This is a genomic window from Bacillus thuringiensis, from assembly GCF_001182785.1.
GTDB classification, from domain to species: domain Bacteria; phylum Bacillota; class Bacilli; order Bacillales; family Bacillaceae_G; genus Bacillus_A; species Bacillus_A thuringiensis_S.
The window spans coordinates 2769868-2792459 of sequence record NZ_CP012099.1 but is presented as its reverse complement, the minus strand read 5'-3'; the positions used below and the strand labels follow the sequence as shown (position 1 = coordinate 2792459).

The following is a 22592-nucleotide window of genomic DNA, read 5'->3' as shown; positions in this document are numbered from 1 at the left end:
GCTGAAGAGAGGTGAGAATAGTTAATAAGAAAATCATCTTTTTTGGAGACTTTGGTATTGATGACGCCGTAGCGTTAATTTATGCAAATAAAACATGTAAATTAGATATTCTAGGTATTGTTGCAGAGTACGGGAATGTATCACGAGATATCGTTACGGAAAATGTTTATTTTTTAGAAAGGTACTATGCTACACAAGTGAAAATTATTGAAGGTGCGAGTAGGCCGATGACAGCTGAAGAACCTTTGTTTTTCCCTGAAATCCATGGGGATCACGGTTTAGGTCCTATTATTCCACCTGAGATGAGAATTTGTAAACGAGAAAATTTTTGTGAATTAATCAAATTAATCGAACCTTGTCCAGAAGATATTATAATTGTGGCGACAGGAAGACTAACGACGCTTGCTACGTTATTTTTATTGTATCCAAATATAATGGATCGTATTTGTTCGTATTATATAATGGGCGGCGCTTTCCTATTTCCAGGTAATGTTACACCAGTATCTGAAGCGAATTTTTATGGTGATCCAATTGCAGCAAATATTGTTATGAAATATGCGAAAAACGCTACTATATACCCGTTAAATGTAACACAGGGTGCGCTTATTACGCCTGAAATGGCCAATATAATAGATAAACAAGGAACTGGACAGGCGAAACTCATTAAACCAATGATTGATTTTTATTATGAGAATTTTTATAAAAAAGAATATCCGGGTATTGGTGGAAGTCCTATACACGATTTACTACCGTTTGTCTCGTTTATAAATGATAGTATTTTCGAATATAAAAAATCGGCAGTGTGGATTAGTACGACAAATGATGTGACTAGGGGCCAAAGTGTAGCTGACTTTAGAAAAATAGCTGAACCAACAAGGTTTGATGATCGGCCGATTCAGAGAATTGCTGTTGGTTTTAACTATCCTGCTTTTAAAGAAGAGTTTATGCGAACAATATTGAAGCCAGATTGTCCTTAATGTGTGTAATAACAAGTCGGATAAATCGTTAGTTCGAAAAATAGTTTATCGGTGTGTATTATTCTCAAAAATCTTATAGTTGAGCAGCATGAATAACTTATGAAAAATGTCACATAACTAATGGTAAGCAATTGTTTCTAATTATATTTTGATTGGTTAAATATAAAGGAGGTTATTATATGATTTGGTCTTTAATCGTTGGTGGTTTATTAGGATGGTTTGCAAGCTTAATTACTGGAAGGGATGTACCAGGTGGTGTAATTGGTAATATTATTGCTGGTATTATCGGTTCTTGGATTGGTACGAAATTACTTGGTAGTTTCGGTCCTGTAATAGGCGGATTTGCAATCATTCCTGCTTTAATTGGTGCGGTTATTTTGATCTTCATTGTGAGTTTTTTACTACGAGCAATGCGGAAATGAATGTAGCAGGACTGTTTACATTTGTAAGCAGTCCTTTTTATATGTTATGCTAGTATTATACAATCAGGAGGTGTCAGCATTGAAATCATTTACAGTAAATTTCCATCAAGAAGATAATGCAAAAGCGACAACAGTACATAAATTAAGTGAAGAGGACTTCAATAAAGCAACTGAAAAAGGTACTCGTCATTTATTTGATTTAGATACAAACGTTGGCTTCTTCGTATTCTTTGATGCAGAAGATGCAGAAGGAAATGATCAATACTTAATGTTACAATATGAAGGAGATCATGAAGAACCAACTGCGTGTTATGGATTTGATTTAAAACTATACTATCAATTTTTAGCACTATACTTAAATGATCTGGAATACCAAGGTGAAACAGATGAGGAAGAGGAAGAATATGGTCCAATTCATCATTTAGCTCACTTACTTTATCATATTGTTGAAGACGGTAAGTCAATCGAAGTGTAATATACATATTTAAAGCTGTCCTTTTGGGGCAGCTTTTTTATATGACATTGAAATGGTGTACTTTGAGCTAAATAAAGTGAAGCTTTAATCAGTGGGGGGGTTCATCCCCACTGATTATTAGCCCTACCAATCGGGCTTTTACGGGCAGCCCTTACCCCCATCTAACTTCTTTGCTTCCACGTGGGGATCTTACTGCCCGGCAAATATCGGGATAAATTAATAATAGAAATTTATTTGTTAAGTAGGATTATTTATTACTTTCATGTTAGCATCGTAAAACACCTGTTATAATGATTATAATTAAATTCATGGAGGCTAATTCTATGCTTGTAGATGTAAAAGCTTTTATTAAAGCTGCAGGTTTAACATGTATTTCATCATTAAGTGGAGATAATGCATTTGCTTATAATTTTGAAACTGTAAAAAGCGCTATCGCTACATTTTTTAAGAAACTAAGATTTACCGTTTAATTTCATTTCAACCAGTAGGAAAAGAGTAATCACTTCCTACTGGTTTTTTTCTGTTTCAAGGAGCTGTTGTGACAGCATGTTTTAAGTTATAGATAGAGGATATTATCATTGAGAAGAGAAGGTTTAAATAAGGAGATGAATACAGTGATTAACAATATAATTCCAAGTTTTTTAAAATTATGGGAAAGTGACGATTTAGAATTAGAAGTCCTTAATCGATACTTTACTTCACATTCAGAGATATTTGAAGAATACTTTAAGTATCATTGTCCTAAAACGAAAGAACGTCTTTCAAATGCCATTAAACAATATCCCGCAAAAATAGAAGATATTCGTATTATTGCAGAATCATTACCAATCATTATTCAAGAGGTAACAAATGAATATCGTAATAAATATAACTTTGATGTAAATATGAAATTTCATTTATTCGTTGGAGGATTTGGTTCAAATGCATTTGTAGAAAGGGAAATCATTGGAGACATATTTTTTGCGGCAGAAAAATTATCTCCTGATTTGAATCATCTTCGTGTTATTGCTGCTCACGAAATAGGTCATATATATCATAATGTTATGCTACAAAATAATGGGATGGATTGGACTAGGGCTGAGTGGACCGATGCGTCGGTAAGTTTGTATCGTGAAGGTGTTGCAACTTATTTATCAAAAAAAATCGTTAAAGATTTAAATGAGTCTGTTTACTATTCATATAATAGTGAGGGTGATCCATGGCTACAATATTATAAAGAAAATGAAGAGAAAATAAAGAAACGTTTTTTACAAGATTATGTTGAAGGATGGACAGATGAAAAAGAGAAAGAATGGTTCCGTTTATCGGGAGGTAGTTATTTCGGATATAACAGACTTGGTTACTTTTTAGGAACAGCTCTTGTAACATATTTTGTACAAGCCTTTGGAGAGAATGAAGCACTGACTTTTTGGAACAAACATAATTTGAAAAGTAGTGTAATGGGTTGGTTATCGAAATGAATAAGATGCAATAGGGGGTAAAATGATGAAAGGGTATTTGAAAATAGTCATGTTATTTTTGGCTTTAGCATGCATGTTTGCGCTAGCAGCATGTAAAGGGACAGACGAAAAAAAGGAAACAAATCCGACCTTGGAAAATAATAAAAATGAACAAAGCAATTCTTCAGAAGAACAGAAAAATCCTGAAGCAAAACCAAGTAATGAAAAAACAACAAAACCATCAACTGAGCCAGATTCGAAAAATAGAACATTTAATCAAAAATCGATTAACCACGTTAAAGATTTGTTTGAATTAGCAAAAGAAGGAAAAGTACCTAATGTACCATTTGGAGCCCATACAGGGGATATTGAAGAAATAGAAAAAGCATGGGGGAAAGCGAATAAAACCGAACAAGCAGGGAACGGAATATATGCAACTTTTACAAATAAAAATGTTGTTTTTGGATTTAATAAAGGGTCACAAGTTTTTGATGTACGCTCATATCATGCAGAACTAAAATCGATTACATTACAAGCAATTGAAAAAGCATTAGGAAAACCATCTTCAGTTAAAGAGAATGGTGAAGACAAAATATATGTATACAAAGTAAATAAACAGTATGAATTGAAATTTGTCATTTCAAAATCGACTGGTAAGGTAGATCATATTTCCGTATTTTCACCAGAGGATAGTATTAATAAAATGGCAGGATAAGAAATTAAGTGATTTCAAAAACACCTCACTTTCTTTAAGTGAGGTGTTTTTAGTTGTAAACAAGGAACGTCTCCTTTCATATGCGAAATACTTCACTTTTGTTTTTTTGCATGCATCCAATAAGGAATGTTGACCTACTGAAAAAGTAGTAACCTATAAATTATGTGTAGGATGGTTCACGATTTTTTTACGTTCCAAATGTTGAACAAACAGTGCTTGAACGATGCCCCCAACTAATAAGAAGCAAGCGCAAATATAAAAAAGCATACTACCACTTAGTTTACTTAATAAAACTGCACCAATAACTGGTCCACACGTTCGAGATATATCCCAATGTATACCGTAAATTGAAAAATATAACCCACGTTTATCAGGAGGTGCAATTTCTGAAACGAATCGTAATAAATGGTTTAGAGCAATACTTTCTCCAATGACTAAAAAGAGTAAGGTGAAGAATAACGACAATATCGTCGTTGAATAACTAAAGCCAACTGCAGCTATTGTAAAGCAGGTATAAGAAATAAGGATGATTTTCGCCATAGAAAATCGTTCAGACCATTTTACGAGGAAGATTTGTAGAATGATTTCCAAAATGGCTTTGCATGTTGAAATAAATGCGAGTATGAATACGAGATTAGGAAATACATGTTCTGCGAAAATACGATAATTCGTCTCAGTTTGTGCATAAAAAAAGCTAATAGGAAGTGTAGAAACCATAAGACCGAATATGGCGTAATGTTTAAAAACAAATTGCTTTGGTGAACTTGCCTCAACTGTTTGTTTTGACTTACTTATAGGTGGAACGGTTTCTGGGAGCTGTGTCCAAACAACAACGGCATATATCGTAAGGGTTACGCTTTGCACGATAAATAAATATTCTGGGTGAGTATTATAAAAACTTGCACCGATTAAAGGGCCGATTACAGATCCAATTGCTCCCATCGTTTGTAGAAGAGCAAAAATTTCTGCTTGCTGCTCTTTTTTTGTTAAATCAGCAATTTGTGCACGTTGAGCCGGAATATATAAGGAACGGCCAATGCCATTAATGACATATAACAGTACAAATATAAAAACGGATTGAGCGAAAACGAAACTACCGATTGCAACACTTTGTAGCAATAAGCCGAGTAACATAATCTTTTTTCGACCATATTTATCAGTAATCCCTCCAGCAATAAGTGTAAATAAAATGTCTGAAAGTGGCTGTAATCCGAAAATCAGCATAGTTATTATTACATTGCCGTTTAACATTTTATTAACGTAAATAATCATAATGATAGCTAGCATAGATTCAGTCGTTCGGGTTAATAATTCACCACACAGTCTAATAAAAATAGGTTTATTGTAACGAAGTAAGAGATAATTCAATATTAATTCCTCCTTTCTATATTGAAATGATAAGATGAAAGAAGAATTGGAAAAAGGGTAGAAACAATAGGGAGTATTTTTCACCTTTTAGGGGGATTATGATGTTTATTTTAGATCAATACATTGAACTATGGATTGCTTATGGAAAAGGGAAAAAAGAGGGAGCACGATTGGAAGTAACAGTGCAAAATATATCTGAAACATTATTTTGTACAGAGCGTAATAGTAAATTAATTATAAAAAAATTAGATGAGTTAAATTGGATCAAGTGGTTTCCAGGTCGCGGCAGGGGAAATCGTTCTAAGTTAATATTTCAAAAGCACCCGATATCTTTAATTTTAGATAGAGGAAAAGAAATAACGAAAAAAGGGGATGTGAAAAGCGGAAGCATATTTGTGGAACGCTATAGCTCACATTTTCCGTCAGTAAAGGGAGAATATCACTGCTGGGTGGATTCAATATTTGGTCATAAGATTGAAATGACATCTGAAGGGAGAAGAGATGTACTCCGGTTGCAAGTACAAATGAATTTAGATATCACATTAGATCCTGTATACGCTACAATGCGTTCAGAATGTCATATGGTAAAACATATATTCGACACACTCGTGTATGTAGACGGTAATACAAACATTATAGAGCCAAGACTGGCATTTCACTGGGAATATAATGACGCTGAAAAAATATGGACGTTTTATTTACGAAAAGGAGTTCACTTTCAGAATGGAAAACAACTTACTGCACATGATGTTATATACTCATTGAATCGATTTATGAAGCTGGAAAATAATGCACACGCATGGATGTTACAACACGTTGAAAGTATCCGTTCAGTGGATGACTATGTTGTCGAAATTCAATTACATACGGAAAATAAAATGTTTTTACATATGATAAGTGCAGAACAGTGTTCTATCGTGAATGAAGATGAAGCAGGAGAGCTAATTGGAACAGGGCCTTTTCAATTATATAAAAGTAATGAAAATCTGTTCATTTTAGAAGGTCATCCTTTATATTTTCGTGAAAGCCCTTTTTTAGATCGTGTTGAGTTGTGGAATGTAGAACAAGGTGTAAGTACATAAGATGTTTTAGTAAAGGCGCAGTATAAAGATAAAGAAAAACATAATAAAGAATTGTCTCGGCTTGAGTCGAACGTGACATATATAACATGTAATCTTACGAAAGAAGGACCAATGCAAGATGAGTTATTTCGGAAAGCGTTATATAAAATCATTCATGGTTATACAATCGTTCAAGAACTCGGCGGAGAACGTGGAGAAGTGGCAAAGAAACTAATATTAGCAGGTGAAAGCATTGTAGAGATTGAGGAAGATGTAGAAAGTTTAATTAAAAGGAGTACTTATCATAATGAAGTGCTACAGCTCTACACATTTACAGGACGAGATCATGTTGAAGATGCACAATGGATACAAAAAGAGTGTGCGAAGTACGGGATTCGTGTAGAAAATAATTTTCTTGATATAGAAGAGCTATTGGAAGTAAGTACGATACAAAAGGCTGATATGATGCATGATAGTGCCACAATAAGCGAACGAATAGAAGATAGTCTATTATATATGTTTCTTACAAAAAATAGTTTTATTCATGGACAAAGCAACATGGACTTTTATGAAAAGTTGTCTATTTATTTTAAACAAGAAGAATTAGAGAAAAGAGTTACATTGTTACGCGATATTGAGGATACTTTGTTACGTCAAATTCATATTATTCCTTTGTATCGTAATAAACAAGAGGTAAGTACACATGAAAAAGTCCAAAATATAATGATTAATTCACAAGGTTGGATTGATTTTTATAATATTTGGTTTAAATCTTGATATATAAGGGCTTTTGCGCATTTTCATAAGATGTGTAAGAGCCTTTTTTGTATGTGGGAATAGGTTTGTTTTACACATTGTTACGCTACTTGTGATAAAAGTCTATTTACAGCGTAACAGTGTTATGTTACATTGTTATCAGGAAGGAGTGTTATACAGTTGAGTACAGATTTGATTTCAAAAAAAGATTTATTAGAACTAACTGGCATTTCATACGGACAGTTATATAGGTGGAAAAGAAAAAATTTAATACCGGAAGATTGGTTTGTACGAAAGTCAACATTCACGGGTCAAGAGACATTTTTTCCGAAAGAAAAGATATTAGAGCGTATTGATAAAATCCAAACGATGAAAGAGGATTTATCACTTGATGAACTAGCGAATATGTTTTCACCGAGTGTGAGAGAAATTCTTTTAACAAAGGAAGACATTTTACGTAAGGAGATTGCATCAGAACCAGTTTTACAATTTTTCATAGAACAAACGAATAAAACAGCAGAGTTTCAATTTGTAGATATTCTTTATGTGTACATGTTAGAAGAATTATTACAATCGGGAGATATTAGTTTAGAAGAAGGAAAAATGGTCTTGCAAGTTTTACGTGAAAATTATGAAGCAATTAAACATAAAACTTGTGATTTAATCATTGTACGAAAGTTAGGGATTTCTACATGTTTATTAGTTTCAAACGTGGAAGATTTAATTTTTGAAAAAGGCACTAAAATCGTTTTACGCGAAGCGATTATGAAATATACCGAAGCATTAAAAACGAAATTGTTGTAGTGGAGGAGAAAGTATGCGTACAGATAATTTGATTATAAATGGTTACGGTTCATCGAATGGTGGCGAGTTTCATAAAGTGCAATTAAACGGAAAAGGTACTGTGAATGGAAATGTTGAATGTGACCAATTTGAATGTAACGGTTACGGTGCCGTTACTGGAAATTTGAAAAGTAGCAATGCAAGAATTAGTGGATCAGGTAAAATCGACGGTACAGTTCATGCTGAAACGATGCGAATTGATGGAAAAGCAACAATTACGCAAGATGTGAAGGCAAACAGTTTGAAAATTGCAGGAAAAGGTACGGTAGGTGGAAATGTTACTGGTGAAGAATTTAAATTCAATGGTCAAGCGACAATTGATGGTAATTGTGAAGTGGATACGTTTTCTTCAGAAGGACAATTTACAATTGGTGGATTACTAAGCGCTGATGAAATAAATATTAATATTCACGGTACATGTCGAGCGAAAGAAATTGGTGGTCAAACGATTAAAGTAAAACATAGACTAAGTACTTTTAGTAGGCTGTTTAAATCAGTATTTGGTATGCAATTAGAGGCTGAACTATTAGAAGGTGACAATATCGATATTGATTATGCTCACATAAGAACGGTAAGAGGAAATAATGTTACGGTAGGACCGAACTGTGAGATTGAACTGATCGAATATACGGGTGTTCTTACTGTTGATAAAAGCGCAAATGTAAAAGAAATTAAGCAGATTTAATGGAAGGGAGAAAATGATATGGAACATCAACATAGTCTTACTGTTAATGGTTCTGGTAGTTCAGCAGGCGGAGATTATAATAAAGTGAAGATTCGCGGTGAAGGAACGATTTCTAATGACATGAGCTGTAATGAATTTAAAACGTACGGCACGAGTGAAGTGTGCGGTAATATGAAAGTGAAAAGTTATGTCGTGTATGGAGATAGTGAAGTACAAGGAAATGTAGATGCGGAATATGTAAAAGTATACGGAAATACACAAATGCATAGTGATGCTCATATTGAAAAAATAAAAGTAAGAGGTATGATAGAAGTTAAGGGGAAATTAACTGGTGATTTCGTAGATGTGAAAGGCGCTTTAAATGTAAAAGGAGATATTGAAGTTGAAGAACTATCACTAACTGGTGGCCTTGAAAGTGATGGATTACTTAATGCTGAAAATATTGAAATTTCACTTCGTTATGAAGGTAGCAAAGTAAGAGAAATTGGCGGTAAGAAGATTACCGTTCGTAAAAAAGCGAGATTTATTCCATTTACAAATCATGCTGGAAGCCTCCAAACGTCTATCATTGAAGGAGATGAGATTTATTTAGAGCATACGATTGCTGAAGTGGTAAGAGGAAACAACGTTACCATTGGTCCAGGATGTGAAATTAGTGTTGTAGAATATCATACTAGTTTTAACCAAAAAGGTAATGCAGTTGTAAAAGAACATAAACAAATATAAGTAGTACGAGGGAGAGCAAGGTTATGGTTGAGAAGAATAATAAGCTCGGCTTTGTTGTGGCGGGCTTATTGCTAGGTATTTTAATGGCATCAATGGATAATACCATTGTCGTAACAGCGATGGGCACGATTGTTGGTGACTTAGGAGGCCTTGAAAACTTTGTATGGGTCGTTTCTGCCTATATGGTCGCAGAAATGGCAGGTATGCCGATATTCGGTAAACTATCAGATATGTATGGTAGAAAGAGATTTTTTATTTTTGGTTTAATCGTCTTTATGATTGGTTCGGCACTTTGTGGTACTGCTGAAAATATTACACAGTTAGGTATTTATCGTGCGATTCAAGGTATTGGCGGCGGGGCATTAGTGCCGATCGCGTTTACTATCGTTTTTGATATTTTCCCTCCTGAAAAGCGCGGGAAAATGGGTGGGTTATTCGGAGCGGTATTTGGTTTATCAAGTATTTTTGGGCCGTTACTTGGTGCGTATATTACAGATTACATAAGCTGGCACTGGGTATTTTATATTAACTTACCACTTGGCATTTTAGCACTTATTTTTATTACATTCTTTTATAAAGAATCACGAGTTTATAGAAAGCAAAAAATTGATTGGTTTGGCGCAATTACTTTAGTTGGTGCAGTAGTTTCTTTAATGTTTGCACTTGAACTTGGCGGACAAAAGTATGATTGGGATTCTAACTTTATTTTAAGTTTATTTGGTGGATTCGCTATTTTAATTATTGCATTCATTTTTATTGAACGTAAAGTAGAAGAACCGATCATTTCATTTGAGATGTTTAAACAACGTTTGTTCGGAATGAGTACAATTATTGCTTTATGTTACGGAGCTGCGTTTATGTCAGCAACTGTGTACATTCCGTTATTTATTCAAGGTGTATACGGTGGTACCGCAACAAACTCAGGATTATTACTTTTACCGATGATGTTAGGATCAGTCGTAACAGCGCAGTTAGGCGGATTTTTAACAACTAAACTTAGCTACCGAAACATCATGATTATTTCTGCGGTTATTATGCTAATTGGATTATTCTTATTAAGCACGTTAACGCCAGAAACAAGTCGTGCATTATTAACAGTTTATATGATTATTATCGGATTTGGAGTCGGTTTCTCATTCTCTGTACTAAGTATGGCAGCTATTCACAACTTCGGTATGGAACAGCGCGGGTCTGCGACTTCGACGAGTAATTTCATTCGTTCATTAGGTATGACACTTGGTATTACAATCTTCGGAATGATCCAAAGAACAGGTTTCCAAGATCAATTAGAAGAAGCGTTTAAAGGTATGAGCGGGGGAATGAATACAAAATTAGGGGATTCAAGAGCCATTTTATCAGAATCGGCAAGATCTCAAATACCTCCGCAAATATTAGATAAGATTATTGACGCTCTTTCTAGTTCAATTGTTCAAACATTCATGTGGGCATTGGTACCAGCTGGATTAGCATTCATATTCATTTTCTTTATGGGAAATGAGCGCATGGTAATTAAGAAACAACAAAAAAATAAAAAGAGCGAAACATCAAAAGCGTAATGAAAAAGCTCCTTTCCAATTGGAAAGGAGCTTTTTCGTATGTATGGTGTTAGATTAGCCTTCGATAATTTCGTATTCTTCGTCTGCAAGTAATAAAATTTGTGTTTTCTTACCTTTGTTTTGAACTTCGATTACATCGTATGCACCTAAGTCTCTTACTTTGCTTTGAGAAGCGTTAACCATAACTTCCATAGAATCAATTAAGATATCTTCTTCAATGTATGATTCAGGCAATGCCATATCTTCAGTTTCTAATACACATGCGTATAGATTTTGTAAGTTTTCAGCAGTTGGGTTTTGTTCCTCAACATCAATGATGTTTTTTACTACTTCCATATTTTCTTCTTTTACTTGGTATACTTTAATTTTAGCCATTGTTTTAATCTCCTTTATAACGTAATCGTAGAGGCTACACTTCATTATAACGTTTTTTTCATGAAAGATGAAATTGTTATATGTATTTATAGTAAAAATTATGTGTTCTTACTCATTATTGGTGTAATTACCTTACTAATATTATGAATAAACGATATTCCTACGTTAAAGTTATATTGTCCAAGCTTTTTTGTTTTCCTTTCATATATATGTATTAGTTATTCTATATAGAGAAGGGATGGAGTGTAAGTGGATTGTGAGCCGAAACGTGATTGTGGATGTTGCCAAAATAGTATATGTGAATTTTTACAAAGTCTAGAACCGTATACTAAAGTTGAAAGTATTGTAATAGCAGGAAACGAAATCGTTGTATCCTATTTTCTTTCATTTAATGCGATGAAAGGGATTGTATCATTCGTACAAGAAGACAGTGAGGTTATTTTTGTAGATTGCTCAAAAATTGATGCAATCCGAATAGGAAAAGTTTGTAGTTGCAAATCGAAAGTTAAATATATTGAAGAGGACTTTAGCCTGCTAGGAAATGTTTGCCCGCAATGTTTAACGGAGGGGAGTAGAATCTTTTTCGATTTTAATAATCCGGAATTAAATGTGTCTTTCCAAGCAACAACAATTAATCCACCTAGATGTACTGAATTTACAGATGAACTTGGGAATGTAGTAAAGCAAATTACTATAGTAGGCGAGGCGATTGTTTCTAGGGATTTCGTTCAAGTGCCTGAACTGTTAGGTTTTCGATTGCTTTTATCGCATCCAGCTGGAGATCCTTTAAACTACGGATTGTTATTTATTAATTTTCCTGATGCAATTTTTATTTTTATATTGGCATCAAGTGGATACCTTTCCATTTCGAACTGTTTAAAAATAGATAGTGGAACTGGTAATGCCGAAATAGAAGATCTGAAAAAAATGATAAAGGATGACGATAACACGTACAAATCGGTTGTTAAATTGACTAAAGTATATAAGAACGGCGCGACGGAATCTTTTATTTATAAAAATGAGTTATAACATATCTATTGATTAACCCTCTTACATTATATTGAGGGTTTTTACATATATGAGGTGGATTGTAGTATTAAAGTAAGTGCTTTGTTAATAGGAGTGTTAAAAGTTAATTATTAATAGGTAAGAGTAATTTCCTATTACAGAACTGTTTATTACAATAAATTATTTCAGTAAAGCTAGGGAAATACTATTTAAGTAATCTAAATATAGTAAGGGCGTAACAGATAATATAGGTAAAACAAATAAGAAAAGGGCTATTTAAGCAGCCCTTTTTTAATTATGTAATTAGCTCTTAGAAGTCTTTATTGTTTTTGTAAAGTTTTCCAAAACTGATATAATGTTTGATCAAGAATTGAATTATTTACTAAATTCTTTTTGAGCTGTCCTATAGCTTCCGATGATATTTTGGTAACTTGGGAGATGTTTAGCAAGTAAATTTCCAAAGCCTTCAATATCATTTCGCCAGTCACGCTGTAATTCTGCTGCCACGCTAAACCAGTTCATTAATTGGACTCCTCCGTGGGCCATGCGCATTAGGGCAGCATCAGCAACTTGTTTACTAAAAGTTCCGGATGCATCGGTTACAACAAACACTTCATAACCTGCCTTTACAGCTGATAACGCTGGGAAAGCAACACAAACATCAGTAACTACTCCTGCGATAATTAATTGTTTTTTACCAGTTGCCTCAATAGCTTTGACAAACTCTTCATTGTCCCATGCATTAATTTGTCCAGGGCGCGCTATTTTAGACGCATTCGGAAATAATTCAATTAATTCTTGCATAAGTGGACCATTAGGACCGTCTTCGAAGCTAGTTGTTAAAATAACTGGTAAATCAAAAAAATTAGCGGTATTAGCAAGCGCTAAAACATTGTTCTTGAACTCATCAACACCGTAGTCACGCACAAGGCTGGAGATAAGACCAGTTTGATGATCCACTAAAAGAACAGCGGCATCACTTTTTGAAAGACGAGAATAGAAATCAGACATTTTATAATCCCCCTTAAAAAGCTTATTTATAAATTAATCTTACATTTATTCAGCTTAATTGGATATATGGTTAAAACTTTATCAACAAATAGGTTTCATTTAGATAATAAGATATATATTCTGAAGTCGAAAAAGTGAGGTACTCTTTTTTTATTAGATGTTATAATAATTTTATATTTGCGAATGATTTATAATTATATAAAAATTTAGTTTGATAGGTGTTTGCTTATATGGTAAATGGTCGATTGAAAAATTATATAAGTTGATTCTTAAAGATTTAGAATAAGATTGATTTTATAGAAGGCGGGAATGTAAATGATATATGAAGCGGATATGCATACAAGAAAAAAACTAGTTTCTATGTTTAATGATTTCAATAACGTTGTTTTACTTTCTTATTTACAAGGGCATATGGGTACTGCTTGGGTAAATGATCTTGAAAATCCAACAGTAGCACAAGTTACGGTAGGAATTTTCACATTTTACGCTGGAGACCCAAATGTGCAAGAAATAGAAGAGTTATTACGTAATATTCCTGAAAGAATTTTAGTTATCGTAAATAGTGAAGAGTGGAAACAACGCTTAGAAACATTCCATGAAAGAAAAATAGATAAGTTTTTACGCTATAAGTTCAAACGAAATTCAGAAGGTTTTAATCGTTCAAAATTACAGTCTTTTATATCAATACTTCCAAAAGGATATGAGTTAAAAAGAATAGATGAGCATATCGCAAATAGCCCTACATTACATAAGATCTCCGAAGATTTTACAAGTCAATTTCAGTCGGTAGAAGATTATATAAACCGTGGTATAGGTTATAGCATTTTATATAACGGAGAAGTTGTATGCGGTGCATCCTCGTATAGTATTTATAATGATGGAATTGAAATTGAAGTAGCGACTGATCACAATCATAGAAGAAAAGGTTTGGCAACTGTAGTTAGTGCAGCTCTTATATTGGATTGCTTAGAAAATGGAAAGTATCCAAACTGGGACGCAGCGAATACTACATCTGCTAACCTGGCAGAAAAGTTAGGATATGTTTTTGATAAAGCGTATGATACTTATTTTGTGGATAATAGATGAGTGAAGGAATTACATACTAAAAAATAAATGCACCCTAGTACATAAGTCTAGGGCGCATTTATTAGTTGGTAAATATCTTCATAACAATCTTATCACATTTTATCTTTTGAATGTTTGGAATTAAAGATATTTATGTAACTTTTTGAAAAAATAAAAGAGCAGCTAGCAAAAGCTAACTGCTCCTCTCCAAGGGAGAATGGAGAAATACAATCATGTTACCTATAGTATTGACGGAACATTAAGTTTTAATCAGCCATTTATAAAAGGAGAGATAAAATATCTTTGATTAATCCTTAGGCTCCGATTAGGAGTACTGATAGAAAAACGATTGAGAATATACTTTTTTATTCCGCATTAAAGGGCAGTAAAACCCCCACTGATTAAAGTTTCACTTTATTACATTTACAATTTAAATAGTAGAACGTGTTTTTCGTAGTTCTCCAAACACCAATTATATTTTTTTAGAATAATTGGATGGACTGCTTCTTTCGTAGTATCGACTTCAGTATAGCCATATTTCTTATAAAAGTTTTCTAATTCCTCAAAAGGAAGACAATATACATCTTGTATTTGTGATTTTCTCGCAGTTTCTACTAAAAATGAAACAAGCTCACCAGCTAATTGTAGCCCTCTAAATTGAGGCAGAATAAAAATTCCGCCCATTTCTAAAGTATCTGCATCTAGTTGGACTAATCGTCCAACACCTGCATACTCGTTGTTATATGTAATAATTGCAACTTTATCTCTCTTTAAATCACTTCTTACAAACCCTATCGATTCATATTGATTATTAATCCATTCTAAATCATTAGATGTAGCTAGTTGAATACTCATGTGCATCCTCCTTTGGCCAAATTGCGCTATTTTCATTATATAGAAAATAATTTTAGGGAAAAAGTAGTTGGAATCGCATAATTTTCATTAATAGTTCAAGTTTTGAAGAATAGTGCATACAATATAAAGTGTTTTCCTTTCTTCATTTAAGTTTTACGTATATAATTTAAAAGTACTATTTTTATTTTATTATTTTATATTTATAACAGAATAGAGGTTTAAAAATGGGTGTTAAAATCATTACGGATAGTGCGGCGGATTTACCAGTAGAATTGCTGCAAGCATATGATATTGATTTAATTCCACTCCGTGTATATGATGAAGCAGAAACAGAGTATTTAGATGGAGTAACATTAGAGTCAGTTACATTATTGCAAAAAATGAGAGAAGGCGCTGTTTATAGAACGTCATTGCCTTCACTTGAAACTTTCCAAGAAAAATTTGTTTCTTATGCAAAAGAAGGTAATCCTTGTATATATTTAGCTTTTTCATCTGAACTATCTGGTACATATCAATCATCAGTTGTCATTAAAGAGGAAGTAAAAGAAACATATGCAGATTTAGATTTAGAAATTATTGATACGAAATGTGCTTCGCTTGGTCAAGGTCTTGTCGTTTTAGAAGCTGCTAAAATGGCAAAAGACGGCGCATTAAAAGAAGATATTTTAAACCGTGTCGCTTTTCTAATGAACCATATGGAGCACATCTTTACTGTAGCTGACTTACAGTACCTTGTTAGAGGTGGACGTTTAAGTAAAGTAGCTGGTTTTATCGGTGGTTTACTAAACATTAAGCCGATCTTAAACGTGGAAGAAGGAAAACTTGTACCACTTGAAAAGGTACGAGGGAAAAAGAAAGTACTTGGCCGAATTGTAGATATTATGGAAGAGCGCGGAAAAGACCTTAAAGGTCAAACAATTGCTATGACTCATGGCGACGACTTAGAAACAGCTGAAGCATTAAAATCATTAATTACGGAAAGATTTGGCTGTGAAGTATTTATCGTAAATACAATTGGTGCAGCAATCGGAGCACATACAGGTCCTGGCGTTATAACGTTATTTTTCTTAAATGAAGTAGAGTAAAGGATTGATCTTTTGATCAATCCTTTTTTATTTTTTAATCTGTGATAATCGGTCGATATGGTATTGATGAAGATAAAATCTTTGAAGTTTTCCTATATCAAATGCCCTCTTGTAGAGGGAGTATTTTTTATATGTGGAATGATACTTAATGGTAGAAGAAAAGAGTATAAATACGAATGTATTTATAGGAATCTGAATATTTAATGATATCGAAATTTTGCTATTTCATATATAATTGTGTAGGGAGAAATATCTGTAACTATTTGTAAAAATAGGAGGCGGCTATAAAAATGCAAGAAATTTCTAGATGGGATTTAAATCGATTGTATTTGAATGAGGATATTCTATTTCCGATTTTGGAGTTGAAAGAGCAATATTTTGTAACAAAAGATGTAGAGGTTCTTTCAAAGCTTATACAAGCTATTGAAAAAGCGGAATACTATTTCTACTGTCAATCGGTTGAAGAAAGTGTTTCATCTGACCTTACTAAATTGACTGTGAAAGTGAAGGAACTAAAAAGTGAAGTACAGCAAGTAATAAAACATAATGAAGTGGAAACTTCAGATAATACTAAGTTAATAAAAGATGAACTTAATGCGTGGGAAAATATGTACATACAATTACGGGATAGAATAGAAATAGAGCACAATAATAAACTTTTATCCTTTGGACAAGCAAATACTATTGCAATGAATAGTGATAATGAAAAGGAAAGATTAGAAGTATTCGAGTTACTTACAAATGCATTAAATAAAGAAAAAGAAATCTTTGCTACTGTATTAAATCAAATAGGAAGATTGCGTAATACAAAGAGTAATGACATAGAAGATAGAGAGATTTTAACACAATCTTTTCATGCGAATGGCATTTCAGAAACTGTATTATTACAAATGTGGAATGTGACAGAAGAAAATCTTGATAAATTAGTAAGTGCTTTAAACATGTATAAGAAAGGGAAGGCTTCGATTACATGGCATGAACTTATGACAGTAAAGGAAAGTAATGAGGTTACTATTCCTTTTTCAGTAGCAGTACAAAACGTTTATGATGCATGTAAGAATATTGATGAAGAATTAGCAGAATTTGCACGTAATGCGATAGAAAGTGGATGGATAGATGCTGAACCGAGAGAGAATAAACCATCAGGTGGGTTTTGTGCTCCATTTTTCAGTGAGAAAGAATCGAGAATCTCCATGCGTTATGATGGGAGTATAGATAGTGTAAGAGTGCTCGCTCATGAATTAGGACATGCTTGGCATTTTTATAATATGAGTTTTGAACAATCTACATCTTTTTTAGATGATTATTTGCCGATGAGTACGGCTGAATCAGCATCTATTTTCTTTGAAACGGTACTCTTAAATTATCTAATTGAAACAACGGATAGTAAAGATATGAAAAAGGCATTGCTTAGCTGGAAAATAAGAAATAGTTTTAATTATGTAATGGCAATACGAGCATCGTATCAGTTTGAAAGAACATTTTATGAAAAATGTAAAGAGGGTCCATTAAGTGCTGATGAAATTGAGAAATTATCTATAATGGCACAAAAAGAAGCATATGGAAATGCTTTAAGTGAATACCAGCCGTTTGTATGGATGAAATATATTCAATTTTATATAGCAGATGTTCCTTTTTACAATTATCCATACACATTTGGATATTTAGTAAGTTTTAGTTTATTAGAAATAGCTCAAGAAAGTAAAGGTACTTTTCATCCGAAATATAAAGAGTTTTTACGAGAAACAGGAAAGGCTCCAGTAGAGGAGCTTATGAAAAAATATTTTGAAATAGATATAAGGAATTATGAATTTTGGAATAAGGCTTTTATTCAAATTTCTAAAGACATTGATGAATATTTGCAGCTTATTTAAGGAGAGAGTATAGTGGATCAGCAGTTTATAAAAGGTATACCTTTTTCAACTTTAGAATATGCAAAAGCTATAAGTTTATTAAAAGGTTGGCTACATGAGCAGCAAGAGAAACCAAGGTTTGTAGTAACTGCAAATCCTGAAATTGTTATGTCTGCAAAGGAAAATACGGAAAAATCAAAGCAGTTTAAAAAGATGTTACTATCTGCGGATTTAATAACAGCGGACGGGATTGGTGTCATAATTGGCTCGAAAATATTAAAAGGAACTTTGAAAGAACGTGTTACTGGGGCGGATTTAACTCACGATTTAATAAAATATTGTAACGACAATGAATATCGTGTCTTTCTTTTTGGAGCCGCTCCAGAAAGTAATAAAAAGGCATTAGAAAAATTAAATGAGCAGTTCCCAGGAGCACAGTTTAAAGGACAGCATGGATTTGTAAATGGTGAAGAAATAGAAAAAATAAAAATAAAAATTAAGCAATTCAAGCCGCATTTACTACTCGTAGGACTAGGTTCACCAAAACAAGAAGAGTTCATCTATGAAAACATACAAACATTAAACGTTCCGCTATCTATTGGTATCGGAGGCATGATTGATATAATATCTGGTACTGTAAAAAGAGCGCCGAAAATAATGAGGGATACTGGAACTGAATGGCTGTATAGGTTACTCTCACAGCCAAAAAGGTTAAAGAGACAACTTGTACTTCCGAAATTTTTATTGTCGGTTATGTTAGAGAGAGTGAAAGGAATGCCAAGTTAAGAAAGGACAAGTAAGATGATAGAGCCGTTATCTAATGAAAAAGCTACAATCATTTTTCAAGAGTTGAAAGTAGAATGCGAAACTTTATTTGAATTTAAAATTCGAAATGCAATACCTATTCATCGTGGTTGGCTAAATTTGAAGTGGAAACTCGAAACGGATGCAGGGGATTTTGTATTAAAGCAATATAATCAAGAACGGTACAAAATGTATAACTCGGACCTTTTAATACAAGCATTACAACAACAGCAAAGATTACATAATAATGGTGTAAGTTGTCCAAAGGTATTAATTTATAAAAATAATGTAATGCATATATCAAAAAGTGATGAAAGATTTATAGTATTAGAACATAAGGAAGGTAGCTTAGTTTCACCAGGAAAAGTGAATCAAAAGGAAATTCACTCTCTTGGTCAGACGATAGGTTATATGCATAACTTGTTAAATGATGGCTCTTTAATAAAAGGAGAAAATCCTAAATTTGTTCCACCTACTAAAGAGGCAAGATTGAAACATTGGGAAGATAAAAGGAGAGAAGTAGAGAATCTAGGAAAAGAGCACATTCTCCCTTATATAAAATTACAACAAGAGGCAACACAATTGGTAAGTGTAGATCAATTTCATAATAGCAAATGTGGATGGGTGCACCGTGATTTATGGGTAGATAATTTCTTGTTTCTTAATGATAAAGTATCAGCGATTCTTGATTTTGATCGCATGGATTACGATTATGTAGAGTTAGATATTGGCCGTGTAGTTATATCGTGTGCATTAAGTGACGGAGTATTAAATAAGAGTCTTGTTGCATCATTTTTAGAAGGTTACCGCAATGAAGTAGACTTTCCAGTAGGGAATATTGTTCGGGCAATTCAAATCCTTTGGTACATGGAAAGTACTTGGTGGATTCATGCCAATATGGATCAGCATAGTGTACCACCTTCACGCTTTGCAGATGAAATGAATTGGATAGCTGAAAATTATGGTGTATTACATAATATATTGGCCGACTTATAAATAAAGAGGAGACTACATACATGAACAGAATCGGCATTATTGGAGCAATGCAAATTGAAATAGATTTACTTTTAGAAAAACTAGTTATACAAGAGGAACAGACGATAGCGGGAATGCCTTTTTATATTGGAGAATTCATGGGAATAGAAGTAATTATTACACGTTCTGGTGTAGGGAAAGTAAATGCAGCTGCATGCGCGCAAACATTAATTCATAAATTTGATGTAGACTCTATTATTAATACGGGCGTTGCTGGCGGATTACATTCAGATGTAAAAGTCGGCGATATAGTTATTTCAACTAACGTTACTCATCATGATGTAAGTAAAACTCAAATGAAAAATTTATTTCCGTTCCAAGAGGAATTTATAGCAAGTAAGGAATTGGTAGAGTTAGCACGTAAAGCTTGTATTAGTAGTAGTTTACAGATTGCAGTTCATGAAGGAAGAATTGTCAGCGGTGAATGTTTTGTTGAAGATTCAAAGTTAAAGGCGAAATTAATAGACGAATACGCACCTCATTGTACAGAAATGGAAGGGGCAGCAATTGGACATGTTGCCTACATAAATGATATACCGTTTCTCATTATAAGATGTATTTCTGACAGCGCAGATGATGAAGCTCAAATTTCTTATGATGACTTCGCGAAAACTGCTGCGAATTATTGCTCAGAAATTATTATTGAGATGCTTAAAAATATAACGAGTAAAACTGTACTATAGTTCAAAAGGAGATAATGAGATGTTACAAGCATTAATTTTTGATATGGACGGAACGTTATTTCAAACAGATAAAATTTTAGAATTATCGTTAGATGATACTTTTGATCACTTAAGATCACTACAATTATGGGATACAGTAACACCAATTGATAAATATAGAGAAATTATGGGTGTGCCGTTACCGAAAGTTTGGGAAGCTTTATTACCGGACCATTCTATTGAAGTAAGAGAACAAACAGATGCATATTTTTTAGATAGACTTATTGAAAACATAAAAAGCGGAAAAGGCGCTTTATATCCAAATGTAAAAGAAATATTTACATATATAAAAGAAAATAATTGTTCAATTTACATTGCTAGTAATGGTTTGAAAGAATATTTACGAGCAATCGTAACTTATTATGCTTTAGACAAGTGGGTGACTGAAACGTTTAGTATTGAACAAATACAATCGCTAAATAAAGGTGACTTAGTTAAAAGTATTATGAATAAATATGATATAAAAGAGGCAGCGGTAGTTGGTGACCGGCTATCTGATATAAATGCAGCGAAAGACAACGGTTTACTTGCAATTGGGTGTAATTTTGATTTTGCGCAAGAAGATGAACTTGCTCAGGCTGATATAGTAATAGATGATTTAATGGAGTTGAAGGAAATATTGCCTACTGTGCAGAGATTATAAAGTCATTTGAAAAATCATATAATATTTTAAAAATCCTTCTTCCACGAACGGAGTAGAATTCATTTGTGATAAATTAGTAATAGTTTGATTTTTTTAAAACTGAGTAGAGGATTATTAAGTGTGTGCAGTTTTTTACCAATTCCTATATATCTTATTCCATGGAGGAAATATGCTTAAAGATAATTTTAACATTAGTAATATTCCCGCGGTTTTGTGGGGAGATAAAAGTGAAAAAGTTTTTATTGCAATACATGGAAATATGTCAAATAAGGAATATGCAATTATTCAAATATTAGCTGAAGAAGCTAATCAAAAAGGTTATCAAGTACTAAGCTTTGATTTACCTGAGCATGGAGAAAGAAAAAATGATAACACTCCTTGCAAAGTACAGATTTGTGTTAGTGAATTATCTATAATTATGAATTATGCAAAAGAACATTGGAAAGAAATAAACGTGTTTGCATGTAGTATGGGAGCGTATTTTAGCCTTTTAGCTTTTCGAAATGATGTGATAGAAAAGGCATTATTTTTATCACCAGTAGTTAATATGGAACGAATTATCGAAAATATGATGAAATGGTTTAATGTAACACCGGAGCTTTTAGAAAAAGAAATGACTATAGAGACACCTATTGGTCAAAAGTTATATTGGGATTATTTATGCTATGTAAAAGAGCATCCTATTAGTACATGGAATACAGATACATATATTATGTACGGAGCCAAGGATGAACTGTGCGAATTTGAAACTATTAACTATTTTACAAAAAAACATCGTTGTGAATTAGAAGTTATGGAGACGGGTGAACATTACTTTCATACTGAAGAACAGTTAAAGATATTTGAACAGTGGTTACACAAACATATCGATTAACCAATTACAATTTATTTTGAACCTGTTAGAGAAGAATGAGAAATATATAAACTGATAGTATATTTGAGAGAATTTATAAATGGTGAATGTATACACTTAAACAAACACATGCTTTAATTCAATAAGAATTAAACAACTTTAAAGAGCCTTATCACACACTAGATTGTAGCAAGGCTCTTATATTTTCATAATAAAATTAATCAACTATATTATCGGTTTAGATATGAAGTGAAGAATAC

Annotated in this window: 23 protein-coding genes and 1 pseudogene; 20 read left to right on the top strand and 4 right to left on the bottom strand. The window is 33.0% G+C overall.

All coding sequences use genetic code 11. From position 1 onward, the window contains the following. Positions 1–11: 11 nt before the first annotated feature. From AC241_RS14465 to AC241_RS14440, 6 genes are all read left to right on the top strand, one after another. A complete protein-coding gene (locus AC241_RS14465; RefSeq protein ID WP_001223685.1) occupies positions 12–977 on the top strand; it encodes a nucleoside hydrolase in 966 nt (321 codons plus the stop codon). Between the two features lie 179 nt (positions 978–1156). Then, a complete protein-coding gene (locus AC241_RS14460; RefSeq protein ID WP_000638310.1) occupies positions 1157–1399 on the top strand; it encodes a GlsB/YeaQ/YmgE family stress response membrane protein in 243 nt (80 codons plus the stop codon). 79 nt (positions 1400–1478) lie between these two features. Then, complete coding sequence (locus AC241_RS14455) at positions 1479–1874, top strand: hypothetical protein (RefSeq protein ID WP_000834885.1); 396 nt, start codon at positions 1479–1481, stop codon at positions 1872–1874. Positions 1875–2197: 323 nt separating this feature from the next. Then, positions 2198–2344: a hypothetical protein gene (locus AC241_RS14450; protein WP_029442588.1), complete on the top strand. Its 147-nt coding sequence runs from the start codon at positions 2198–2200 to the stop codon at positions 2342–2344. A 135-nt stretch (positions 2345–2479) separates the two neighbouring features. After that, complete coding sequence (locus tag AC241_RS14445; RefSeq protein WP_043315751.1) at positions 2480–3334, top strand: aminopeptidase; 855 nt, start codon at positions 2480–2482, stop codon at positions 3332–3334. Positions 3335–3356: 22 nt separating this feature from the next. After that, positions 3357–4028 carry a YjgB family protein gene (locus AC241_RS14440; RefSeq protein ID WP_050843988.1) on the top strand — a complete coding sequence of 224 codons (672 nt, stop codon included), beginning with the start codon at positions 3357–3359 and terminating at the stop codon, positions 4026–4028. 153 nt (positions 4029–4181) lie between these two features. Here AC241_RS14440 and AC241_RS14435 read toward each other — a convergent pair whose 3' ends face one another. Further along, on the bottom strand, positions 4182–5396 hold the full coding sequence (locus AC241_RS14435; protein WP_050843985.1) for an MDR family MFS transporter: 1215 nt from the start codon (positions 5394–5396) through the stop codon (positions 4182–4184). A 101-nt stretch (positions 5397–5497) separates the two neighbouring features. Here AC241_RS14435 and AC241_RS14430 point away from each other — a divergent pair. The 5 genes and pseudogenes from AC241_RS14430 (at position 5498) to AC241_RS14410 (ending at position 11023) form a co-directional block, all read left to right on the top strand. Then, positions 5498–7234: pseudogene (locus AC241_RS14430) on the top strand (ABC transporter substrate-binding protein). A 159-nt stretch (positions 7235–7393) separates the two neighbouring features. Beyond that, positions 7394–8017, top strand: coding sequence for a YhbD family protein (locus AC241_RS14425; RefSeq protein ID WP_016081229.1), 624 nt, complete (start codon positions 7394–7396; stop codon positions 8015–8017). Between the two features lie 13 nt (positions 8018–8030). Then, positions 8031–8741, top strand: a complete 711-nt coding sequence (locus AC241_RS14420; protein ID WP_050843983.1) for a polymer-forming cytoskeletal protein — start codon at positions 8031–8033, stop codon at positions 8739–8741. 18 nt (positions 8742–8759) lie between these two features. Further along, positions 8760–9467 (top strand): polymer-forming cytoskeletal protein, encoded by a 708-nt coding sequence (locus tag AC241_RS14415; RefSeq protein ID WP_000401031.1) that lies wholly within the window; start codon positions 8760–8762, stop codon positions 9465–9467. 23 nt (positions 9468–9490) lie between these two features. Beyond that, positions 9491–11023, top strand: a complete 1533-nt coding sequence (locus AC241_RS14410; RefSeq protein WP_050843981.1) for an MDR family MFS transporter — start codon at positions 9491–9493, stop codon at positions 11021–11023. Between the two features lie 54 nt (positions 11024–11077). On the opposite strand, the gene AC241_RS14405 is transcribed toward AC241_RS14410, so the two are convergent. Beyond that, positions 11078–11398 carry a hypothetical protein gene (locus tag AC241_RS14405; protein WP_016081233.1) on the bottom strand — a complete coding sequence of 107 codons (321 nt, stop codon included), beginning with the start codon at positions 11396–11398 and terminating at the stop codon, positions 11078–11080. Positions 11399–11647: 249 nt separating this feature from the next. Here AC241_RS14405 and AC241_RS14400 point away from each other — a divergent pair, with 249 nt between their 5' ends. Beyond that, a complete protein-coding gene (locus AC241_RS14400; protein WP_029442582.1) occupies positions 11648–12427 on the top strand; it encodes a BC_2878 family exosporium-associated protein in 780 nt (259 codons plus the stop codon). Positions 12428–12781: 354 nt separating this feature from the next. Here AC241_RS14400 and ycaC read toward each other — a convergent pair whose 3' ends face one another. Continuing rightward, complete coding sequence (ycaC, locus tag AC241_RS14395) at positions 12782–13417, bottom strand: isochorismate family cysteine hydrolase YcaC (RefSeq protein ID WP_016081235.1); 636 nt, start codon at positions 13415–13417, stop codon at positions 12782–12784. Positions 13418–13732: 315 nt separating this feature from the next. Between ycaC and AC241_RS14390 the strand changes: the two genes are divergently transcribed. Beyond that, entirely contained in the window at positions 13733–14503 is a 771-nt protein-coding gene (locus AC241_RS14390) for a GNAT family N-acetyltransferase (RefSeq protein WP_016081236.1), read from the top strand. Between the two features lie 402 nt (positions 14504–14905). Here AC241_RS14390 and AC241_RS14385 read toward each other — a convergent pair whose 3' ends face one another. Then, positions 14906–15337 carry a GNAT family N-acetyltransferase gene (locus AC241_RS14385; protein ID WP_016081237.1) on the bottom strand — a complete coding sequence of 144 codons (432 nt, stop codon included), beginning with the start codon at positions 15335–15337 and terminating at the stop codon, positions 14906–14908. 224 nt (positions 15338–15561) lie between these two features. On the opposite strand from AC241_RS14385, the gene AC241_RS14380 reads away from it, so the two are divergent. The 7 genes from AC241_RS14380 to AC241_RS14350 all read left to right on the top strand — a co-directional run bounded on the left by AC241_RS14380 (position 15562) and on the right by AC241_RS14350 (position 22353). Next, the gene (locus AC241_RS14380; protein ID WP_050843978.1) at positions 15562–16422 is read left to right on the top strand and encodes a DegV family protein; all 861 of its coding nucleotides are present in this window, start codon (positions 15562–15564) and stop codon (positions 16420–16422) included. Positions 16423–16712: 290 nt separating this feature from the next. After that, on the top strand, positions 16713–18296 hold the full coding sequence (locus AC241_RS14375) for a M3 family metallopeptidase (protein ID WP_050843976.1): 1584 nt from the start codon (positions 16713–16715) through the stop codon (positions 18294–18296). Between the two features lie 12 nt (positions 18297–18308). Next, entirely contained in the window at positions 18309–19061 is a 753-nt protein-coding gene (locus AC241_RS14370; RefSeq protein WP_050843974.1) for a WecB/TagA/CpsF family glycosyltransferase, read from the top strand. Positions 19062–19076: 15 nt separating this feature from the next. Further along, positions 19077–20075: a phosphotransferase gene (locus AC241_RS14365; RefSeq protein WP_050843971.1), complete on the top strand. Its 999-nt coding sequence runs from the start codon at positions 19077–19079 to the stop codon at positions 20073–20075. Between the two features lie 20 nt (positions 20076–20095). After that, positions 20096–20797 carry a 5'-methylthioadenosine/adenosylhomocysteine nucleosidase gene (locus AC241_RS14360; RefSeq protein WP_025118011.1) on the top strand — a complete coding sequence of 234 codons (702 nt, stop codon included), beginning with the start codon at positions 20096–20098 and terminating at the stop codon, positions 20795–20797. A gap of 19 nt (positions 20798–20816) precedes the next feature. After that, on the top strand, positions 20817–21479 hold the full coding sequence (locus AC241_RS14355; protein WP_048563771.1) for an HAD hydrolase-like protein: 663 nt from the start codon (positions 20817–20819) through the stop codon (positions 21477–21479). A gap of 169 nt (positions 21480–21648) precedes the next feature. After that, positions 21649–22353 (top strand): alpha/beta hydrolase, encoded by a 705-nt coding sequence (locus AC241_RS14350; protein WP_050843969.1) that lies wholly within the window; start codon positions 21649–21651, stop codon positions 22351–22353. Positions 22354–22592 lie beyond the last annotated feature (239 nt).